Here is a 16259-nt window from a genome sequence, read left to right on the forward strand (position 1 = left end):
TTTAACCATAACCACACTCCGGTGTGGTTATTTTGCCCCTCTGGAGAAGCGTCGTGAAGCGACTCGCACTTATCCTGATTTGCCTGCTATTACAGGCGTGTTCGGCCACCACCAAAGGCCTGGGCGATTCACTGTGGGACAGTTTGTTCGGTACGCCAGGCGTACAGCTAACGGATGACGATATTCAAAACATGCCGTATGCCAGCCAGTACATGCAGCTTAACGGCGGCCCTCAACTGTTTGTGGTGCTCGCTTTCTCGGAAAACGGGCAGCAGAAATGGGTGACGCAGGATGGCGCGACGATCGTGACGCAGCATGGCCGTCTGGTCAAAACGCTGCTTAGCGGCGACAACCTGATCGATGTGAATAATCTGGCGGCCGACCCGCTGGCGAAACCAGGACAGATTATCGATGGTGCGACCTGGACTCGCACCCTGGGCTGGACCGAACATCGCCAGGTGCGTTACGCCACCGCCCGTTCCGTTTTTACATGGCGAGGGACCGATAGCGTTAGCGTCGGCAGTGAAGAGACCGCCGTGCGGGTGCTGGATGAAGAAGTGACGACCGATCAAACGCGCTGGCGTAATCGCTACTGGATTGATAGCGAAGGCCAAATTCGCCAGACGGAACAGTATCTGGGCGCGAATTACTTTCCGGTGAAAACCACGCTGATTAAGGCGGCAAAATCATGATGAAAAGGACGATAAGCGCGCTGGCGCTGGCCTTTATCGCGTCATCCGCCTTTGCCAGCGGCACTGTTACCGTTTTTACCCAGGGTAATAGCGAGCCTAAAACGCTGACAGACGCTGAGCGTCTGCTCGATTTAGTCGGACAGCCGCGCCTGGCAACGAGCTGGTGGCCTGCGGCGGTGATAGGCGAAGAACAGGCGACCGTGACGGCGCGTCAGCAGCAGCAGGAACTTCTCGGGCGACTGGCGGCGCTCAGCGCTGAGGAAGACGGCGATGCGGCGGCGGCGATAAACACACTGCGCCGACAGATTCAGGCGGTGAAGGTGACGGGCAGACAATTCGTGAATCTTGATCCTGACGTGGTGCGGGTAAGCGAACGAGGTAACCCGCCGCTGCAAGGTCACTACACGCTCTGGGTCGGGCCGCAACCCACGCAGGTGACGCTCTTTGGCTTGATTAGCCAGCCGGGCAGCCAGCCGTTCGTCCCTGGGCGGGACGTCGCCAGTTATCTTGAGGGTCAGCGCTTACTCAGCGGCGCGGATCGTAGCTATGCCTGGGTGGTTTACCCTGATGGACGCAGCCAAAAAGCGCCGGTGGCTTACTGGAATAAACGTCATATCGAGCCGATGCCCGGCAGCATTATTTTTGTCGGTTTTGCCGATTCCCTTTGGCGCGGCACGCCGGAGGCGATAAATGCCGACATTCTTCATACCCTGACGCAGCGGATACCGGAATAATGAAAAAAACACATCTGCTCAGCGTGCTGGCGCTGGGTATTAGCGCGGCCTGCCATGCCGAAACATATCCAGCCCCTGTTGGGCCTTCACAATCTGACTTTGGCGGCGTGGGCCTGCTGCAAACGCCGACAGCGCGTATGGCGCGTGAAGGGGAGATGAGCCTGAACTATCGCGATAACGATCAGTACCGCTACTACTCGGCTTCGGTTCAGCTTTTCCCGTGGCTGGAAACCACGTTGCGCTATACCGATGTCCGTACGAAAAAGTATAGCAGCGTGGAATCATTCTCCGGCGACCAGACTTACAAAGATAAAGCGTTTGATGTGAAACTGCGGTTGTGGGAAGAGAGTTACTGGATGCCGCAGGTGGCGGTTGGCGCGCGCGATATCGGCGGAACGGGGCTGTTTGATGCGGAATATATTGTAGCGAGTAAGGCCTGGGGGCCGTTTGATTTTTCATTAGGTCTCGGCTGGGGCTATCTTGGCACCAGCGGCAATGTGTCTAATCCTTTCTGTTCGTATAGTGATAAATTCTGTTCGCGTGATAACAGTTATAAAGAGGCAGGTTCCGTCGACGGTAGCGATATGTTTCACGGCCCGGCTTCGCTGTTTGGCGGCGTGGAATACCAGACCCCGTGGCAACCGCTACGCCTGAAGCTGGAGTATGAAGGCAATAACTATCAGCAGGATTTTGCGGGTAAACTGGAGCAGAAGAGCAAGTTTAACGTCGGCGCCATTTACCGCGTCACCGATTGGGCCGACGTTAACCTCAGCTACGAGCGCGGCAATACCTTTATGTTTGGCGTTACGCTGCGCACCAATTTCAACGACTTACGTCCCGCGTATCATGACAATTCACGCCCGCAATACCGACCACAGCCGCAGGATGCTATCCTGCAACATTCGGTAGTGGCTAATCAATTAACGTTATTGAAATATAATGCCGGTCTGGCGGACCCGAAAATCCAGGTCAAAGGCGATACGCTATACGTTACCGGCGAACAGGTGAAGTACCGCGACTCCCGTGAAGGGATCGTGCGCGCTAACCGGATCGTCATGAACGATCTGCCGGAGGGGATCCGCACGATCCGCGTGACGGAAAACCGCCTTAATCTGCCGCAGGTCACCACTGAAACCGATGTCGCCAGCCTGAAACGCCATCTGGAAGGCGAACCGCTGGGACATGAAACCCCGCTGGCGCAAAAACGCGTGGAGCCGATCGTGCCAGAGAGTACTGAACAGGGCTGGTATATCGACAAGTCGCGCGTTGATTTTCATCTTGATCCCGTGCTGAATCAGTCGGTAGGCGGCCCGGAAAACTTCTATATGTATCAGTTGGGCGTAATGGGAACTGCGGATCTGTGGGTCACAGATCATCTGCTCACCACGGGCAGCGTGTTTGCCAATATCGCCAACAACTACGACAAATTTAACTACACCAATCCGCCGAAGGACTCGCATCTGCCGCGGGTGCGTACGCATGTCCGTGAGTATGTGCAGAACGATGTTTATGTGAATAACCTACAGGCCAACTACTTCCAGTATTTTGGCAATGGTTTCTATGGGCAGGTCTATGGCGGTTATCTGGAGACCATGTTTGGCGGTGCCGGGGCGGAAGTCCTGTATCGCCCGGTAGACAGCAATTGGGCGTTTGGCCTGGATGCCAACTACGTGAAACAGCGTGACTGGCGTAGCGCGCAGGATATGATGAAGTTTACCGATTACAGCGTGAAGACCGGACATTTGACCGCATACTGGACGCCGTCGTTCGCCCAGGATGTGCTGGTGAAAGCCAGCGTTGGTCAGTATCTGGCGGGCGATAAAGGCGGTACGCTGGAGATCGCCAAACGCTTCGATAGCGGCGTCGTTGTCGGCGGTTACGCGACGATTACCGATGCGTCGCCGGATGAATATGGGGAAGGGGATTTTACCAAAGGCGTATATGTTTCCGTGCCGCTGGATCTCTTCTCGTCCGGCCCAACCCGAAGTCGTGCGGCAATTGGCTGGACGCCGCTGACGCGTGACGGTGGTCAACAGCTTGGCCGTAAGTTTGGCCTGTATGATATGACCAGTGACAGGAGCGTAAATTTCCGTTAATACTCAGGCCGGATAAGGCGTTCACGGCGCTATCCGGCAAATTACCTTATTGAACAAAATATAAACATAAATAAAAAATATAGATGCCCGTCACATTTGTGCGTTATACAGAAACCTCGCCGCAGAGAAAGAGGGGGCTGTTATGATGCCATTATCGCGCTCACGTCTTGAGTTTATCGCCACGATTTTACAAAACGTACTAAATTTGGGGCTGCTTACCCTCGGTCTGATCCTGGTCGTTTTTCTCGGTAAAGAGACGGTGCATCTGGCGGATGCATTATTCGTGCCTGAGCAAGCCAGCAAATATGAACTGGTGGAAGGGCTGGTGATCTACTTTCTTTATTTCGAATTTATTGCGCTGATTGTGAAGTACTTTAAGTCTGGCCTTCACTTTCCGCTGCGCTATTTCGTGTACATTGGGATCACGGCGATTGTGCGCCTGATCATTGTCGATCATAAAACGCCAATGGATGTATTACTCTATTCGGCGGCGATCCTCCTGTTGGTTATCACGTTGTGGTTATGTAATTCGAACCGACTACGGCGAGAATAGGCGTCGCCACACCGTAACGGACGTACGGCGTGTCAATAAATTAGCCTCTGTCTATAACGCATAAAAAAAGCGCTCCGAAGAGCGCCAAAATACGACCATAAGTGGGGATAACATAAGTTGAGGGCAGTGGCATTGCCCGTTGCCGGGCAGGTACTTCGATAAAACTTAACCTTTCACACCCCCTGCCGTCAGGCCGTTGACCAGCCAACGTTGCGCCAACAGGAACACCAGGGTGATAGGAATAGCGGAAAGGACGGCGGCGGCGGCAAAGTCGCCCCACAAATAGTTTTGCGGGTTGAGATATTGCTGCATACCCACGGCCAGCGTATAGCTGTCCACATCGCGCAGTAACAACGAGGCGACCGGAACTTCGGTAATCGCCGCGATGAACGACAGAATAAACACCACCGCCAGAATCGGTACAGAAAGCGGCAGCAGCACCAGGCGAAATGCCTGCCACGGGGTTGCGCCATCCAGCGCGGCGGCCTCTTCCAGCGAGCTGTCGATAGTTTCGAAGTAGCCTTTAATCGTCCAGACATGCAGCGCAATGCCGCCGAGATAGGCGAAGATCACGCCGCCATGCGTATTCAGACCGATAAATGGAATGTATTGTCCCAGGCGGTCAAATAACGCATACAGCGCCACCAGAGACAAAACCGCCGGAAACATCTGGAAAATCAGCATCCCTTTAAGCAGTGTTGCTTTACCTGGAAAACGCATTCGTGCAAAAGCGTAGGCGCAGGTGGTGGAAAGCGCCACGATGCCGATGGCGGTAATACCGGCGATTTTCACCGAGTTCCACAGCCACAGCAGGACCGGGAAGGGAGGCGGCGTTACCCGACCATCCGCATGTTCCACGCTGAAACCCAGCGCCAGCCGCCAGTGTTCCCAGGAGATTTTATCCGGGATCAGGCTTCCGGTGGCGAAGTTCCCTTCACGTAGCGAGATAGCGATGACCATCAGCAGCGGGAACATAATCGCTGCGATGAAAATCAGCAGCCCCAGGTGCGTGATGAGGAGACGCAGTTTCTGAGATTTGGGTTGGACCATAGCCATTGTTATTATCTCCCTTAATCAAACTTCATACGCGTGGCTTTCAGGTTCACTATTGCCAGCGCGCCTACCAGCAGGAAGATCAGCGTGGCAATGGCCGCCGCCAGACCGAAGTCCTGACCGCCGCCGCCTTCAAAGGCGATACGGTAGGTGTAGCTGACGAGTAGATCGGTATAACCGGCAGGCGTGGTGGTGCCGAGACGGTCTGGCCCGCCGTTGGTCAACAGTTGAATCAGGACAAAGTTATTAAAGTTAAAGGCGAAGCTGGCGATCATCAGCGGCGTTAGCGGCTTAATCAGCAGCGGTAAGGTGATCTTAAAGAAATTCTGAAATGGACCGGCGCCGTCCATTGCGGAGGCTTCGTACAGGTCGTCCGGAATCGCTTTCAGCAGTCCCATGCACAGGATCATCATGTAGGGATAGCCCAGCCAGGTATTCACGATAATCACCATTGCCCGCGCGGTGTTGGGGTCGCTGAACCAGGCAGGTTTAATGCCAAACAGCGCGCTCAGCATCATATTGATTTCGCCAAAGCTTTGGTTGAATAACCCTTTGAAAATCAAAATTGAAATAAACGACGGTACGGCGTAGGGCAGAATCAGCAGGACGCGGTAGATAGCTTTACCTTTCAGCGCTTCCCACTGTACGAGGCAGGCCAATACCATCCCAACCGCCACGGTTAACACCACAGTGAGGACCGAAAAGACCACGGTCCAGACGAAGATAGCGAAAAAGGGCTTCTGGATCCCTTCGTCGGTAAAGACGCGCGTAAAGTTTTTTGCGCCGATAGTAACGGTATAACCAGGACTGAGTTTTTCATCACCCCAGCTTCCGTCGGCGTTGATCGACTGATAATAACCGCTATCGTTGTTTGGCCGGTATTTTACGCCGCTCTGGTTATTGGTCAGCAGGCCGTCATCAGCCAGTGTGTACAGCGGACGGGTACCGGAAAACTGACGCAGCGAACTCATAATCACTTTACTTTCATCCGGCAGGACGGCGGTTATCTGGTTCAGCGCCAGACGGTTCTGGGTGATTATCCGCAGATTGGCGCGTTCGCCGCCCGGCAGGGCATCGGTCTCTTTCAGCTGTAATTTTTGTTCGCCGCCGAAGGAAAATGCGTCAGACAGGTAATGTTTGCCCGTTTCTCCGTCGGTGAGGGCCAGTTGCCACTCGTCGCCGGCCGGGTAAAGACCGAAGTTATAGGTTTTTCCTGCCTGATAAGAACGGTCCATCAGCACTTGCTGGGCGCGTTCAAAGGTGAGCTGGTTGGTGCTGCTGTAGTTAGTAAAGGCGATGGCGATGGTGCACACCAGCGGGAATAGCACAAACAGCCCCATGCCGGCGAGGCCAGGGTAAACGTAGCGCCAGGCGTAGGTTTTACGATTTGCGAAAATATACAGGCCAGCAGAGCTTAAAATCAGCGTCATGATGGCGAACAGATACTCCCCTTGTACGTACATTAAAACTACAAGGTAACCCACCAGCAGGCCCAGCAGACCAATTACTGACCATTTAAGCTGGTCGCTTTGCCACCAGTGTTTCTTTTTAATGACATCCATGGGGGTTTTCCTCTACAGCGTTGAAACTTCCTGGCCGGAGATGTGCCTGATGGCGCTGCGCTTATCAGGCCTACGGTGTGTTGTAGGCCGGATAAGGCATTTATGCCGCCATCCGGCACAGGCTCGCGGCATTACTTGGTGATACGGCTTTGTGCATCTTTCAGCGCGGCATCCACGGTTTGACGGCCGCTGGCGGCGTTGATCACAGCCGTACGTACCGCATACCAGAAGGCGGACATCTGCGGAATATTCGGCATGATCTCGCCTTTCTGGGCGTTATCCATGGTGGCGGCGATACGGGGGTCTTTCGCTAACTGCTCCTGGAAAGATTTCAGCGCCACGGCGCCCAGCGGTTTATCTTTGTTCACCGCTTCCAGACCCTGATCGGTCAGCAGGTAGTTTTCGAGGAACTCTTTCGCCAGCTCTTTATTCGGGCTGGCAGCGTTAATCCCCGCGCTCAGCACGCCGACGAACGGCTTCGAGGGTTTACCTTTGAAGGTCGGCAGCAGGGTGACACCGTAGTTGACTTTGCTCTTGTCGATGTTCGACCATGCCCACGGACCGTTGATGGTCATTGCCGTTTCGCCTTTATTGAAGGCTGCTTCGGCGATGGAGTAATCGGTATCGGCGCTCATATTTTTGTTCTTGATCATATCGATCAGGAAAGTCAGGCCCGCTTTCGCGCCGGCGTTGTCGACGCCAACGTCTTTCACGTCATACTTGCCGTTTTCAAATTTGAACGCGTAACCGCCGTCAGCGGCGATCAAAGGCCAGGTGAAATACGGCTCTTGCAGGTTGAACATTATCGCCGACTTCCCTTTCGCTTTTAGCTCTTTATCCAGCGCCGGGATCTCTTCCCAGGTTTTCGGCGGGTTCGGGACGAGGTCTTTGTTATAAATCAGGGAGAGGGCTTCAACGGCGATGGGGTAGGCGATCAGCTTGCCGTTATAGCGTACCGCATCCCAGGTAAACGGATAGAGTTTGTCCTGAAACGCTTTATCCGGAGTGACCTCCGCCAGCAGACCAGACTGCGCGTAGCCGCCAAAACGGTCGTGCGCCCAGAAGATAATGTCAGGACCGTCGCCGGTGGCTGCCACCTGCGGGAATTTCTCTTCCAGCTTATCCGGGTGCTCAACGGTCACTTTAATGCCGGTGTCTTGCTCAAATTTTTTACCGACCTCGGCCAGACCGTTATAACCCTTGTCGCCGTTGATCCAGATAACCAGTTTACCTTCTTCAATTTTGGCGAGAGCCGGGGCGGAAATCATCATCGTCGTAAGTGCGGATAATGCGAGGATGCCTACGCCAGTTTTAATCTTCATATCTCCCATCCTTTTTGGTGATGTACACAGAGGTGGTTTAACGGTCTCTAGTTTCTTTATACGACAACCTCTTTCCATCCTCCCCGCCCCTACGCCCCACCCCGGCTTTATGTGATCTGTGTTACATAAATGTGAGTAATGCGTGCTGGCGCACATAAAAACACGCCGATTTTTGCGGGCGGCATCACGAAATTCCTTTTCTGTCCGCGCCCGTGGTCTCAGGCGCTGTGTCCTCATCCTCCCGCCTCCTCCCCCATAAAAAAGCCGGGGGGTGGAGGATTTACCCCAGTCAGGGATCGCGCATAGTCAGGCCATCATGAATGTTGCTGTCAATGACAGGTTGTAACGAAGGGAGAAGGGCATGGCGAGCGTACAGCTACGAAATGTAACGAAAGCCTGGGGTGACGTGGTGGTATCGAAAGATATTAACCTCGATATCCATGACGGGGAGTTCGTGGTGTTTGTCGGACCGTCAGGCTGTGGTAAATCGACCTTGCTGCGTATGATCGCCGGGCTTGAAACCATCACCAGTGGCGACCTGTTTATCGGGGAAACCCGTATGAATGATATTCCGCCTGCCGAGCGCGGCGTGGGCATGGTATTCCAGTCTTATGCGCTCTATCCCCATCTCTCCGTTGCAGAAAACATGTCTTTCGGCCTCAAGCTGGCGGGCGCCAAAAAAGAGGTAATGAATCAACGCGTCAATCAGGTGGCGGAAGTGCTGCAACTGGCGCATCTGCTGGAACGTAAGCCAAAAGCGCTTTCCGGCGGGCAGCGTCAGCGCGTAGCGATTGGCCGCACGCTGGTGGCGGAGCCGCGTGTGTTTTTGCTGGATGAACCGCTCTCTAACCTGGATGCCGCGCTGCGCGTGCAGATGCGTATTGAAATTTCTCGCCTGCATAAACGTCTGGGCCGCACGATGATTTACGTCACCCACGATCAGGTCGAGGCGATGACCCTGGCCGACAAAATCGTGGTGCTGGACGCCGGTCGCGTCGCGCAGGTCGGTAAACCGCTGGAGCTGTACCACTATCCGGCGGACCGCTTTGTCGCGGGCTTCATCGGCTCGCCGAAGATGAACTTCCTGCCGGTGAAAGTGACCGCCACCGCAATTGAACAAGTCCAGGTCGAACTGCCGAATCGCCAGCAAATCTGGCTGCCGGTCGAAAGTCGCGGCGTGCAGGTCGGCGCCAATATGTCTTTAGGCATTCGTCCGGAACACCTGCTGCCGAGCGATATCGCCGATGTCACCCTGGAAGGTGAAGTCCAGGTGGTCGAGCAGTTAGGGCACGAAACACAAATTCATATCCAGATCCCCGCCATCCGTCAAAACCTGGTTTATCGCCAGAATGACGTGGTGTTGGTAGAAGAGGGCGCCACATTCGCTATCGGCCTGCCGCCAGAGCGCTGTCATCTGTTCCGCGAGGATGGCAGCGCATGTCGTCGTCTGCATCAAGAGCCGGGTGTTTAAGGCCTCCATAAAAAAACGAAACGCAAAACCATTCGCAGTTTTAGAAGGTGGCAGCGTTTAAAGAAAAGCAATGATCTCAGGAGATAGAATGATGATTACTCTGCGCAAACTCCCACTGGCGGTTGCTGTCGCAGCGGGCGTAATGTCCGCTCAGGCAATGGCTGTCGATTTCCACGGTTACGCCCGTTCCGGTATTGGCTGGACGGGAAGCGGCGGCGAACAACAGTGTTTCCAGGCAACGGGTGCCCAAAGTAAATACCGTCTTGGTAACGAATGTGAAACCTATGCGGAATTGAAACTGGGCCAGGAAGTGTGGAAAGAGGGCGATAAGAGCTTCTATTTCGACACCAACGTCGCCTATTCGGTTAACCAGCAGAACGACTGGGAATCGACCGATCCCGCCTTCCGCGAAGCGAACGTGCAGGGTAAAAACCTGATTGAATGGCTGCCGGGCTCTACCATCTGGGCCGGTAAGCGCTTCTATCAGCGTCATGACGTACACATGATCGACTTCTACTACTGGGATATTTCAGGTCCTGGCGCAGGTATCGAAAATATCGATCTGGGCTTCGGTAAGCTTTCGCTGGCGGCGACCCGGTCTACTGAAGCGGGCGGCTCTTACACCTTCAGCAGCCAGAATATTTATGATGAAGTGAAAGATACCGCTAACGACGTCTTTGACGTACGTCTGGCTGGTCTGCAAACGAACCCGGACGGCGTACTGGAGCTGGGCGTTGATTACGGCCGCGCCAATACGACCGATGGTTATAAGCTGGCGGATGGGGCATCGAAAGACGGCTGGATGTTCACCGCCGAACACACGCAAAGCATGTTGAAAGGCTATAACAAGTTTGTCGTGCAATATGCCACCGATGCCATGACCACGCAGGGTAAAGGCCAGGCGCGCGGTTCCGACGGTTCTTCATCTTTCACTGAAGAATTGCCTGATGGAACCAAAATTAATTATGCCAATAAGGTCATCAATAATAATGGCGATATGTGGCGTATTTTGGATCATGGCGCCATCTCGCTTGGTGATAAATGGGATTTGATGTACGTCGGTATGTACCAGAATATCGATTGGGATAATAACCTGGGTACTGAGTGGTGGACCGTGGGCGTACGTCCAATGTACAAGTGGACGCCAATCATGAGTACCCTGCTGGAAGTCGGCTACGACAACGTGAAATCTCAGCAGACCGGCGATCGTAACAACCAATACAAAATCACCCTGGCGCAACAGTGGCAGGCGGGCGACAGCATCTGGTCGCGTCCGGCTATCCGTATTTTCGCCACCTACGCGAAATGGGATGAGAAATGGGGCTATATCAAAGACGGCGATAACATTTCCCGTTATGCCGCAGCGACTAACTCCGGCATTTCCACCAACAGCCGTGGCGATAGCGATGAGTGGACCTTCGGCGCCCAGATGGAAATCTGGTGGTAATACGATGGTCATCTGACGTAACGAGGGGCGCAAGCCCCTCTGAAACATCAGGTCTGATGATGCTTGTAAGCCGAATAAGGCGCCAGCCGCCATTCGGCGATATGTTTGGGTTGGCGCGCTATTGCCTGGCTACCGCTGAACCCGCCTTATTGAGGTGAGAATAATGAAAATGAAGAAAAGTCTCGTCGCCCTCTGTTTAACCGCAGGGCTGTTCGCCAGCGTGCCGGGTATCAGCCTGGCGGAAGTGAACTATGTACCGCAAAATACCAGCGCCGCGCCCGCTATTCCTGCTGCTGCGCTACAGCAATTAACCTGGACGCCTGTAGATCAGTCAAAAACGCAGTCTACCCAACTGGCGACGGGCGGCCAGCGCCTTGACGTCGCCGGCATTACCGGCCCGGTCGCCGCTTATAGTGTTCCGGCGAATATCGGCGAGCTGACATTAACTCTGACCAGCGAGGTCAATAAGCAAGCCAGCGTTTTTGCGCCAAACGTGTTGATTCTTGACCAAAATATGACGCCTTCGGCGTTCTTCCCCAGCAGTTACTTTACTTATCAGCAGCCGGGCGTCATGAGCGCAGACCGGCTGGAAGGCGTGATGCGCCTGACGCCTGCGTTGGGGCAGCAGAAACTCTATGTTCTGGTGTTTACGACCGAAAAAGATCTTCAGCAAACCACTACGCTGCTCGATCCGGCAAAAGCCTATGCCAAAGGCGTCGGTAACTCTATCCCGGATATTCCCGATCCAGTTGCTCGCCATACCACTGACGGCGTGGTGAAACTGAAGGTGAAAACCAACAGCAGCTCCAGCGTATTGGTCGGGCCGTTGTTTGGCTCGTCCGGTACCGGGCCGGTAACGGTAGGCAATACCGCCGCGCCGGTCGCGGCGCCAGCGCCAGTCGCGCCGAAGAAAAGCGAACCGATGTTGAACGATACGGAAAGCTACTTTAATAAAGCGATTAAGGATGCCGTAGCGAAAGGCGACGTCGATAAGGCGCTGAAACTGCTTGATGAGGCTGAACGTCTGGGATCGACATCTGCCCGTTCCACCTTTATCAGCAGTGTAAAAGGCAAGGGGTAATTGTTTCCCCACAGTGCTGATTTTGCAGCAACTGGTGCGTCTCCTGGCGCACCTTTTTTTATCATTTCATGCGAATTGTTATTTTTTTGTTGCGCAACAGATCACTTAATTGTGATTACGCCCCCCGTAATGTCTTTTCTGAGATACAATGACTTTAGGTTATGAATCGGAGAGTAAGGCATGTCACACCCTGCGTTAACGCGACTGCGTGCGCTGCGCTATTTTGATGCGATTCCTGCGCTTGAACCCCATTTGCTGGACTGGCTGTTGCTGGAAGATTCTATGACTAAACGTTTTGAGCAGCAGGGAAAGCGGGTAAGCGTGACGCTGATTCGGGAAGCGTTTGTCGGCCAAAGTGAGGTCGAGGAAGCATCAGGTTTACTGCCATCCGAATCCCGCTACTGGTTACGTGAGATACTGCTTTGCGCTGACGGCGAGCCCTGGCTTGCCGGACGTACCGTGGTACCGGAATCCACGCTGTGCGGACCTGAACAGGTCTTACAACATCTGGGTAAAACCCCGCTTGGACGTTATCTATTTACATCATCGACACTGACCCGCGATTTTATTGAAATTGGACGCGATGCAACGCTGTGGGGGCGCCGCTCTCGACTGCGGTTGAGCGGAAAACCGCTGTTGCTTACCGAGCTTTTTTTACCTGCATCGCCGCTGTACTGAGAGGAAGATAAAGATGGAGTGGAGTCTGACGCAGAGTAAGCTGCTGGCGTTTCACCGTTTGATGCGTACAGATAAGCCTATTGGCGCGTTGCTGCTGCTCTGGCCGACGCTTTGGGCGCTATGGGTGGCGACACCGGGTATGCCTCAGCTGTGGATTTTGGCGGTTTTTGTCGCTGGCGTGTGGTTAATGCGCGCGGCGGGCTGCGTGGTGAATGATTACGCCGATCGTAAATTTGACGGACATGTAAAACGTACGGTCAACCGGCCTTTACCCAGCGGCGCCGTGACAGAGAAAGAAGCGCGCAACCTGTTTGTGGTGCTGGTGCTGCTGGCGTTTCTGTTGGTGCTGACGCTGAACGCCATGACGATTCTGCTTTCCGTGGCGGCGCTGGCGTTGGCCTGGGTTTATCCCTTTATGAAACGCTACACCCACCTGCCGCAGGTCGTGCTGGGGGCCGCTTTCGGCTGGTCAATCCCCATGGCGTTCGCCGCGGTGAGCGAATCCCTGCCGTTGAGCTGCTGGCTGATGTTCCTCGCCAATATTCTCTGGGCAGTGGCTTACGATACGCAATATGCGATGGTCGACAGAGATGATGATATCAAGATAGGCATTAAATCGACGGCGATCCTGTTTGGTCGTTATGACACATTGATTATCGGGATTCTGCAGCTTGGCGTCATGGCGTTAATGGCGCTGATCGGCTGGTTGAATGGTCTGGGAGGGGGATATTACTGGGCTGTGCTGGTGGCGGGCGCGCTGTTTGTCTACCAGCAAAAACTGATTGCGAACCGTGAACGTGAAGCCTGCTTTAAAGCCTTTATGAACAATAACTACGTTGGCCTGGTGCTATTTTTAGGGCTGGCGATGAGTTACTGGCACTTCTGATGTCATGCCGGGCGGACCCGGCCTACAAAGCCAAAATATTCAATACGTCATATCAGTTGCCCGATAAGCTTACGCCATCGGGCATTTCAGGCACTGGCTTACTCGCCCTGCGTCGCGCTTTCAATCGTCAGACGGACATCAGAGGTAATCAGATCGGCAAGCATCTGATATATCTTCATCGTTTCTGCCGGTTCGGCATCGCCCGTATCACTGATATAACCCTCATCCCGTAGCGTCAACACGAGTGAACTGAACACTGCTTTGTCGAAAAACTCCGGCGCGTTAATACCGTGCAGGACAGACAGACGTTGCGCCACGGTACGGCTTTCTTTCTCCAGCGTACTGCGGTTGATGGACGGATTGGCGCTCAACAGCCAGAACGTAATGGCATAACGCTGTAGCGTTTCACGCGCGCCTGCCGCCAGCAGTTGCAGCGTACGGGAATGCGTCGGGTTGATATGCAGTTCATCATCCTGCAGGGTAATTAGCCCCTGACGCTGCATTTCACTGGCCAGCGCGTCGATGACCGAGGCTAACTCCTCGCGCTCCCAGCGCAGGAACAGCTCCGCTTTTAACATCGGATAGAGCGCTTCAACATGCTGCTGCAACGCATCACGCGAAATGCGACGATGCTGGGTGATAATCGCCGCCATCAGCGAAGGCATAATCAACATATGCGCGATATTGTTACGATAATAGGTCATCAACACCGCCTGCTCGCGCGGCAGGATGATGATATCGCCAATGGTGTCTTTCTCGACCTCAAACTTATTCATCTGCAGCGCGTGAGCGATGAGCTCGCCAGCGCTGGCGGCAGGAACGGTTGAGTCTGTGGAATAGGGGACATTGCGCATCAGATCGAGATAGCAATCAAGCTGCTCGGTGAGCTGCTCGCGGGTGAGCGAGCGCTGACGCGACGCTAACAGCGCGGTACAACACAGGTTCATCGCGTTTGCCGCGCCAGCGTTGTTAATACGCACCATCAGATCGGCGGCGATACTATTTACCGTCGGCGTCAGCCAGGCTGGGCGTATGGCCTCTATAGGGTCGATAGATTCGCGCCACTCCGGCACATGCTGGTTCAGGTACGTCATGAGCGGCATCGGTTCGCCAAAGTTAACGTAGCCCTGACCCAGATTGCGCAGCTTGCTCAAGCCTTTCAGCATCTGCGGCAGACTCTCTTTCTCTTTTGTCGCGCCGCGCAGCTCTTTCGCATAGGTGCCCACTTCCATGACGTGCTCATAGCCGATGTAAATAGGCACTAACGTAATTGGACGGGTACCGCCGCGCAGCATCGCCTGGATAGTCATCGACAGGGTGCCGGTTTTCGGATCTAACAAACGTCCGGTACGCGAACGTCCTCCTTCGACAAAATACTCAACCGAGTAACCGCGGCTGAACAGCTCGCCCAGGTATTCGCGAAAGACGGTGGAATAGAGTTTATTCCCCTTAAAGGTGCGACGAATAAAGAACGCGCCCAGACGACGGAAAATCGGGCCAGCGGGCCAGAAATTAAGGTTAATACCGGCGGCAATGTGCGGCGGAACCAGTCCCTGATGGTACAGCACATAAGAAAGGAGCAAGTAGTCCATATGGCTGCGGTGACAGGGTACATAGACGATTTCATGCCCGTCGTGCGCCAGTTGGCGTACGCGCTCGGCGTTATGCACGTTAATCCCCTGGTACAGTCGGTTCCAGGTAAACCCCAAAATCCTGTCGGTCAAACGAATCATCTCGTAAGAGAAGTTCGCCGCGATCTCTTCCATCAGCGCAATGGCGTTTTGCTGCGCTTTTTCATGAGAGATTTTTTTACTGCGCGCTTCGTCTTCTACCGCGCGGGCGATCGCTTTCGAGGCCAGCAGTTTGTTAAACAGATCCTGACGGGCGGGCAGGCGTGGGCCAACCGCCGCCAGGCGCTGGCGGGCAAAGTGCATACGCGCCACGCGAGCCAGCTTCTGCGCGATGATTTTATCGGTGCCGTGTTCATCAGCCATGCGACGCAATGAGACGGACGGCGAGAATCGGACAAAGCTATCGCGACCCAGCCAGGAGATGGCAAAGAATTTCTGTACGCCGTTCAGCATGCGTAAAGGCGGGTTCTCTTCTCCCTTTTCACGACCCGGCGCGCGGCCAAACATCACGGAAACGGGCACCATCTGCACGTCCAAAGCCGGATTACTCCGATGCAGATCGAGATAATCGTGAAAAAGTTTCACCGACTCTTCTTTTGGCGTGTAATAGGTAAAGACACGCGGTCCGCCGTGAATAAATACATAGCGTGGCAGCAGCGCGCCGTCGATCTCCAGCGGCTCCAGCGGATCCGGGAGATCGTGCGCCAGACATTGCGCCCGCAGCGTCAGTAAGTCCGCTTTTGAGTTGTATGGCAAGACATACATAATGGGGCGAGAAGTATCGAGCCCCAATTCCTGGGCGGGTTCCGCCGGAATAGACTTGCTTTTTACCAGTATGCTTAATGGTAAATTCAGTAATTTGTAGTAAATTCGTGGCCAGCCGGACATAAACGATGTAAAGCCTCTGGTTAATAATGCAAATGCGGTGCAAGGATATCAGAAAGTTTAGCGAATTTCTGTTGTATCCCGTCATACTTCGCGCTGCGTTACGGCAGTCCGAATCGTGCAGGGCAACCGTATAATGTCATTGACGTTAATAATGTAAAAAGGTTC

The 16259-nt window shown here is 54.2% G+C and carries 13 protein-coding genes and 1 pseudogene; 10 read left to right on the plus strand and 4 right to left on the minus strand.

Annotation, left to right across the window (positions count from 1 at the left end; all coding sequences use genetic code 11):
• Positions 1-53: 53 nt before the first annotated feature.
• The 4 genes from NA986_RS21115 to psiE all read left to right on the plus strand — a co-directional run bounded on the left by NA986_RS21115 (position 54) and on the right by psiE (position 4075).
• The gene (locus tag NA986_RS21115; protein WP_000824807.1) at positions 54-692 is read left to right on the plus strand and encodes a YjbF family lipoprotein; all 639 of its coding nucleotides are present in this window, start codon (positions 54-56) and stop codon (positions 690-692) included.
• Positions 689-1426 carry a capsule biosynthesis GfcC family protein gene (locus tag NA986_RS21120; protein ID WP_023216234.1) on the plus strand — a complete coding sequence of 246 codons (738 nt, stop codon included), beginning with the start codon at positions 689-691 and terminating at the stop codon, positions 1424-1426. The genes NA986_RS21115 and NA986_RS21120 overlap by 4 nt, the downstream gene beginning before the upstream one ends.
• Positions 1426-3522 (plus strand): YjbH domain-containing protein, encoded by a 2097-nt coding sequence (locus NA986_RS21125; protein ID WP_000750805.1) that lies wholly within the window; start codon positions 1426-1428, stop codon positions 3520-3522. The genes NA986_RS21120 and NA986_RS21125 overlap by 1 nt, the downstream gene beginning before the upstream one ends.
• Positions 3523-3664: 142 nt before the next feature.
• Entirely contained in the window at positions 3665-4075 is a 411-nt protein-coding gene (psiE, locus tag NA986_RS21130; protein ID WP_000982752.1) for a phosphate-starvation-inducible protein PsiE, read from the plus strand.
• A 165-nt stretch (positions 4076-4240) separates the two neighbouring features.
• On the opposite strand, the gene malG is transcribed toward psiE, so the two are convergent.
• Together malG and malF are read right to left on the minus strand one after the other, a co-directional pair.
• The gene (gene malG / locus NA986_RS21135) at positions 4241-5131 is read right to left on the minus strand and encodes a maltose ABC transporter permease MalG (RefSeq protein WP_001252085.1); all 891 of its coding nucleotides are present in this window, start codon (positions 5129-5131) and stop codon (positions 4241-4243) included.
• Between the two features lie 14 nt (positions 5132-5145).
• Positions 5146-6690 carry a maltose ABC transporter permease MalF gene (malF, locus tag NA986_RS21140; protein WP_000382565.1) on the minus strand — a complete coding sequence of 515 codons (1545 nt, stop codon included), beginning with the start codon at positions 6688-6690 and terminating at the stop codon, positions 5146-5148.
• Between the two features lie 42 nt (positions 6691-6732).
• On the opposite strand from malF, the pseudogene NA986_RS21145 reads away from it, so the two are divergent.
• Positions 6733-6873 (plus strand): annotated as a pseudogene (locus tag NA986_RS21145) (hypothetical protein); the annotation flags it as partial.
• Here the strand turns inward: NA986_RS21145 and malE are convergent.
• The gene (gene malE / locus NA986_RS21150) at positions 6822-8012 is read right to left on the minus strand and encodes a maltose/maltodextrin ABC transporter substrate-binding protein MalE (protein ID WP_000695415.1); all 1191 of its coding nucleotides are present in this window, start codon (positions 8010-8012) and stop codon (positions 6822-6824) included. The pseudogene NA986_RS21145 and the gene malE overlap by 52 nt on opposite strands.
• Positions 8013-8373: 361 nt before the next feature.
• On the opposite strand from malE, the gene malK reads away from it, so the two are divergent.
• From malK to ubiA, 5 genes are all read left to right on the plus strand, one after another.
• The gene (gene malK, locus NA986_RS21155) at positions 8374-9483 is read left to right on the plus strand and encodes a maltose/maltodextrin ABC transporter ATP-binding protein MalK (RefSeq protein ID WP_000179176.1); all 1110 of its coding nucleotides are present in this window, start codon (positions 8374-8376) and stop codon (positions 9481-9483) included.
• Positions 9484-9571: 88 nt separating this feature from the next.
• On the plus strand, positions 9572-10930 hold the full coding sequence (locus NA986_RS21160; RefSeq protein ID WP_000973642.1) for a maltoporin: 1359 nt from the start codon (positions 9572-9574) through the stop codon (positions 10928-10930).
• Positions 10931-11093: 163 nt separating this feature from the next.
• Positions 11094-12011 (plus strand): maltose operon protein MalM, encoded by a 918-nt coding sequence (gene malM / locus NA986_RS21165; RefSeq protein WP_000782497.1) that lies wholly within the window; start codon positions 11094-11096, stop codon positions 12009-12011.
• Between the two features lie 180 nt (positions 12012-12191).
• Complete coding sequence (gene ubiC, locus NA986_RS21170; protein ID WP_000019230.1) at positions 12192-12689, plus strand: chorismate lyase; 498 nt, start codon at positions 12192-12194, stop codon at positions 12687-12689.
• Positions 12690-12702: 13 nt separating this feature from the next.
• Positions 12703-13575 carry a 4-hydroxybenzoate octaprenyltransferase gene (gene ubiA / locus NA986_RS21175; protein ID WP_000455248.1) on the plus strand — a complete coding sequence of 291 codons (873 nt, stop codon included), beginning with the start codon at positions 12703-12705 and terminating at the stop codon, positions 13573-13575.
• A gap of 98 nt (positions 13576-13673) precedes the next feature.
• Here the strand turns inward: ubiA and plsB are convergent, their stop codons facing one another.
• Positions 13674-16094, minus strand: coding sequence for a glycerol-3-phosphate 1-O-acyltransferase PlsB (gene plsB / locus NA986_RS21180; RefSeq protein ID WP_000017366.1), 2421 nt, complete (start codon positions 16092-16094; stop codon positions 13674-13676).
• Positions 16095-16259: the final 165 nt, after the last annotated feature.

It is taken from the genome of Salmonella sp. NW177, assembly GCF_051811585.1.
Taxonomy (GTDB): Bacteria; Pseudomonadota; Gammaproteobacteria; order Enterobacterales; family Enterobacteriaceae; genus Salmonella; species Salmonella enterica.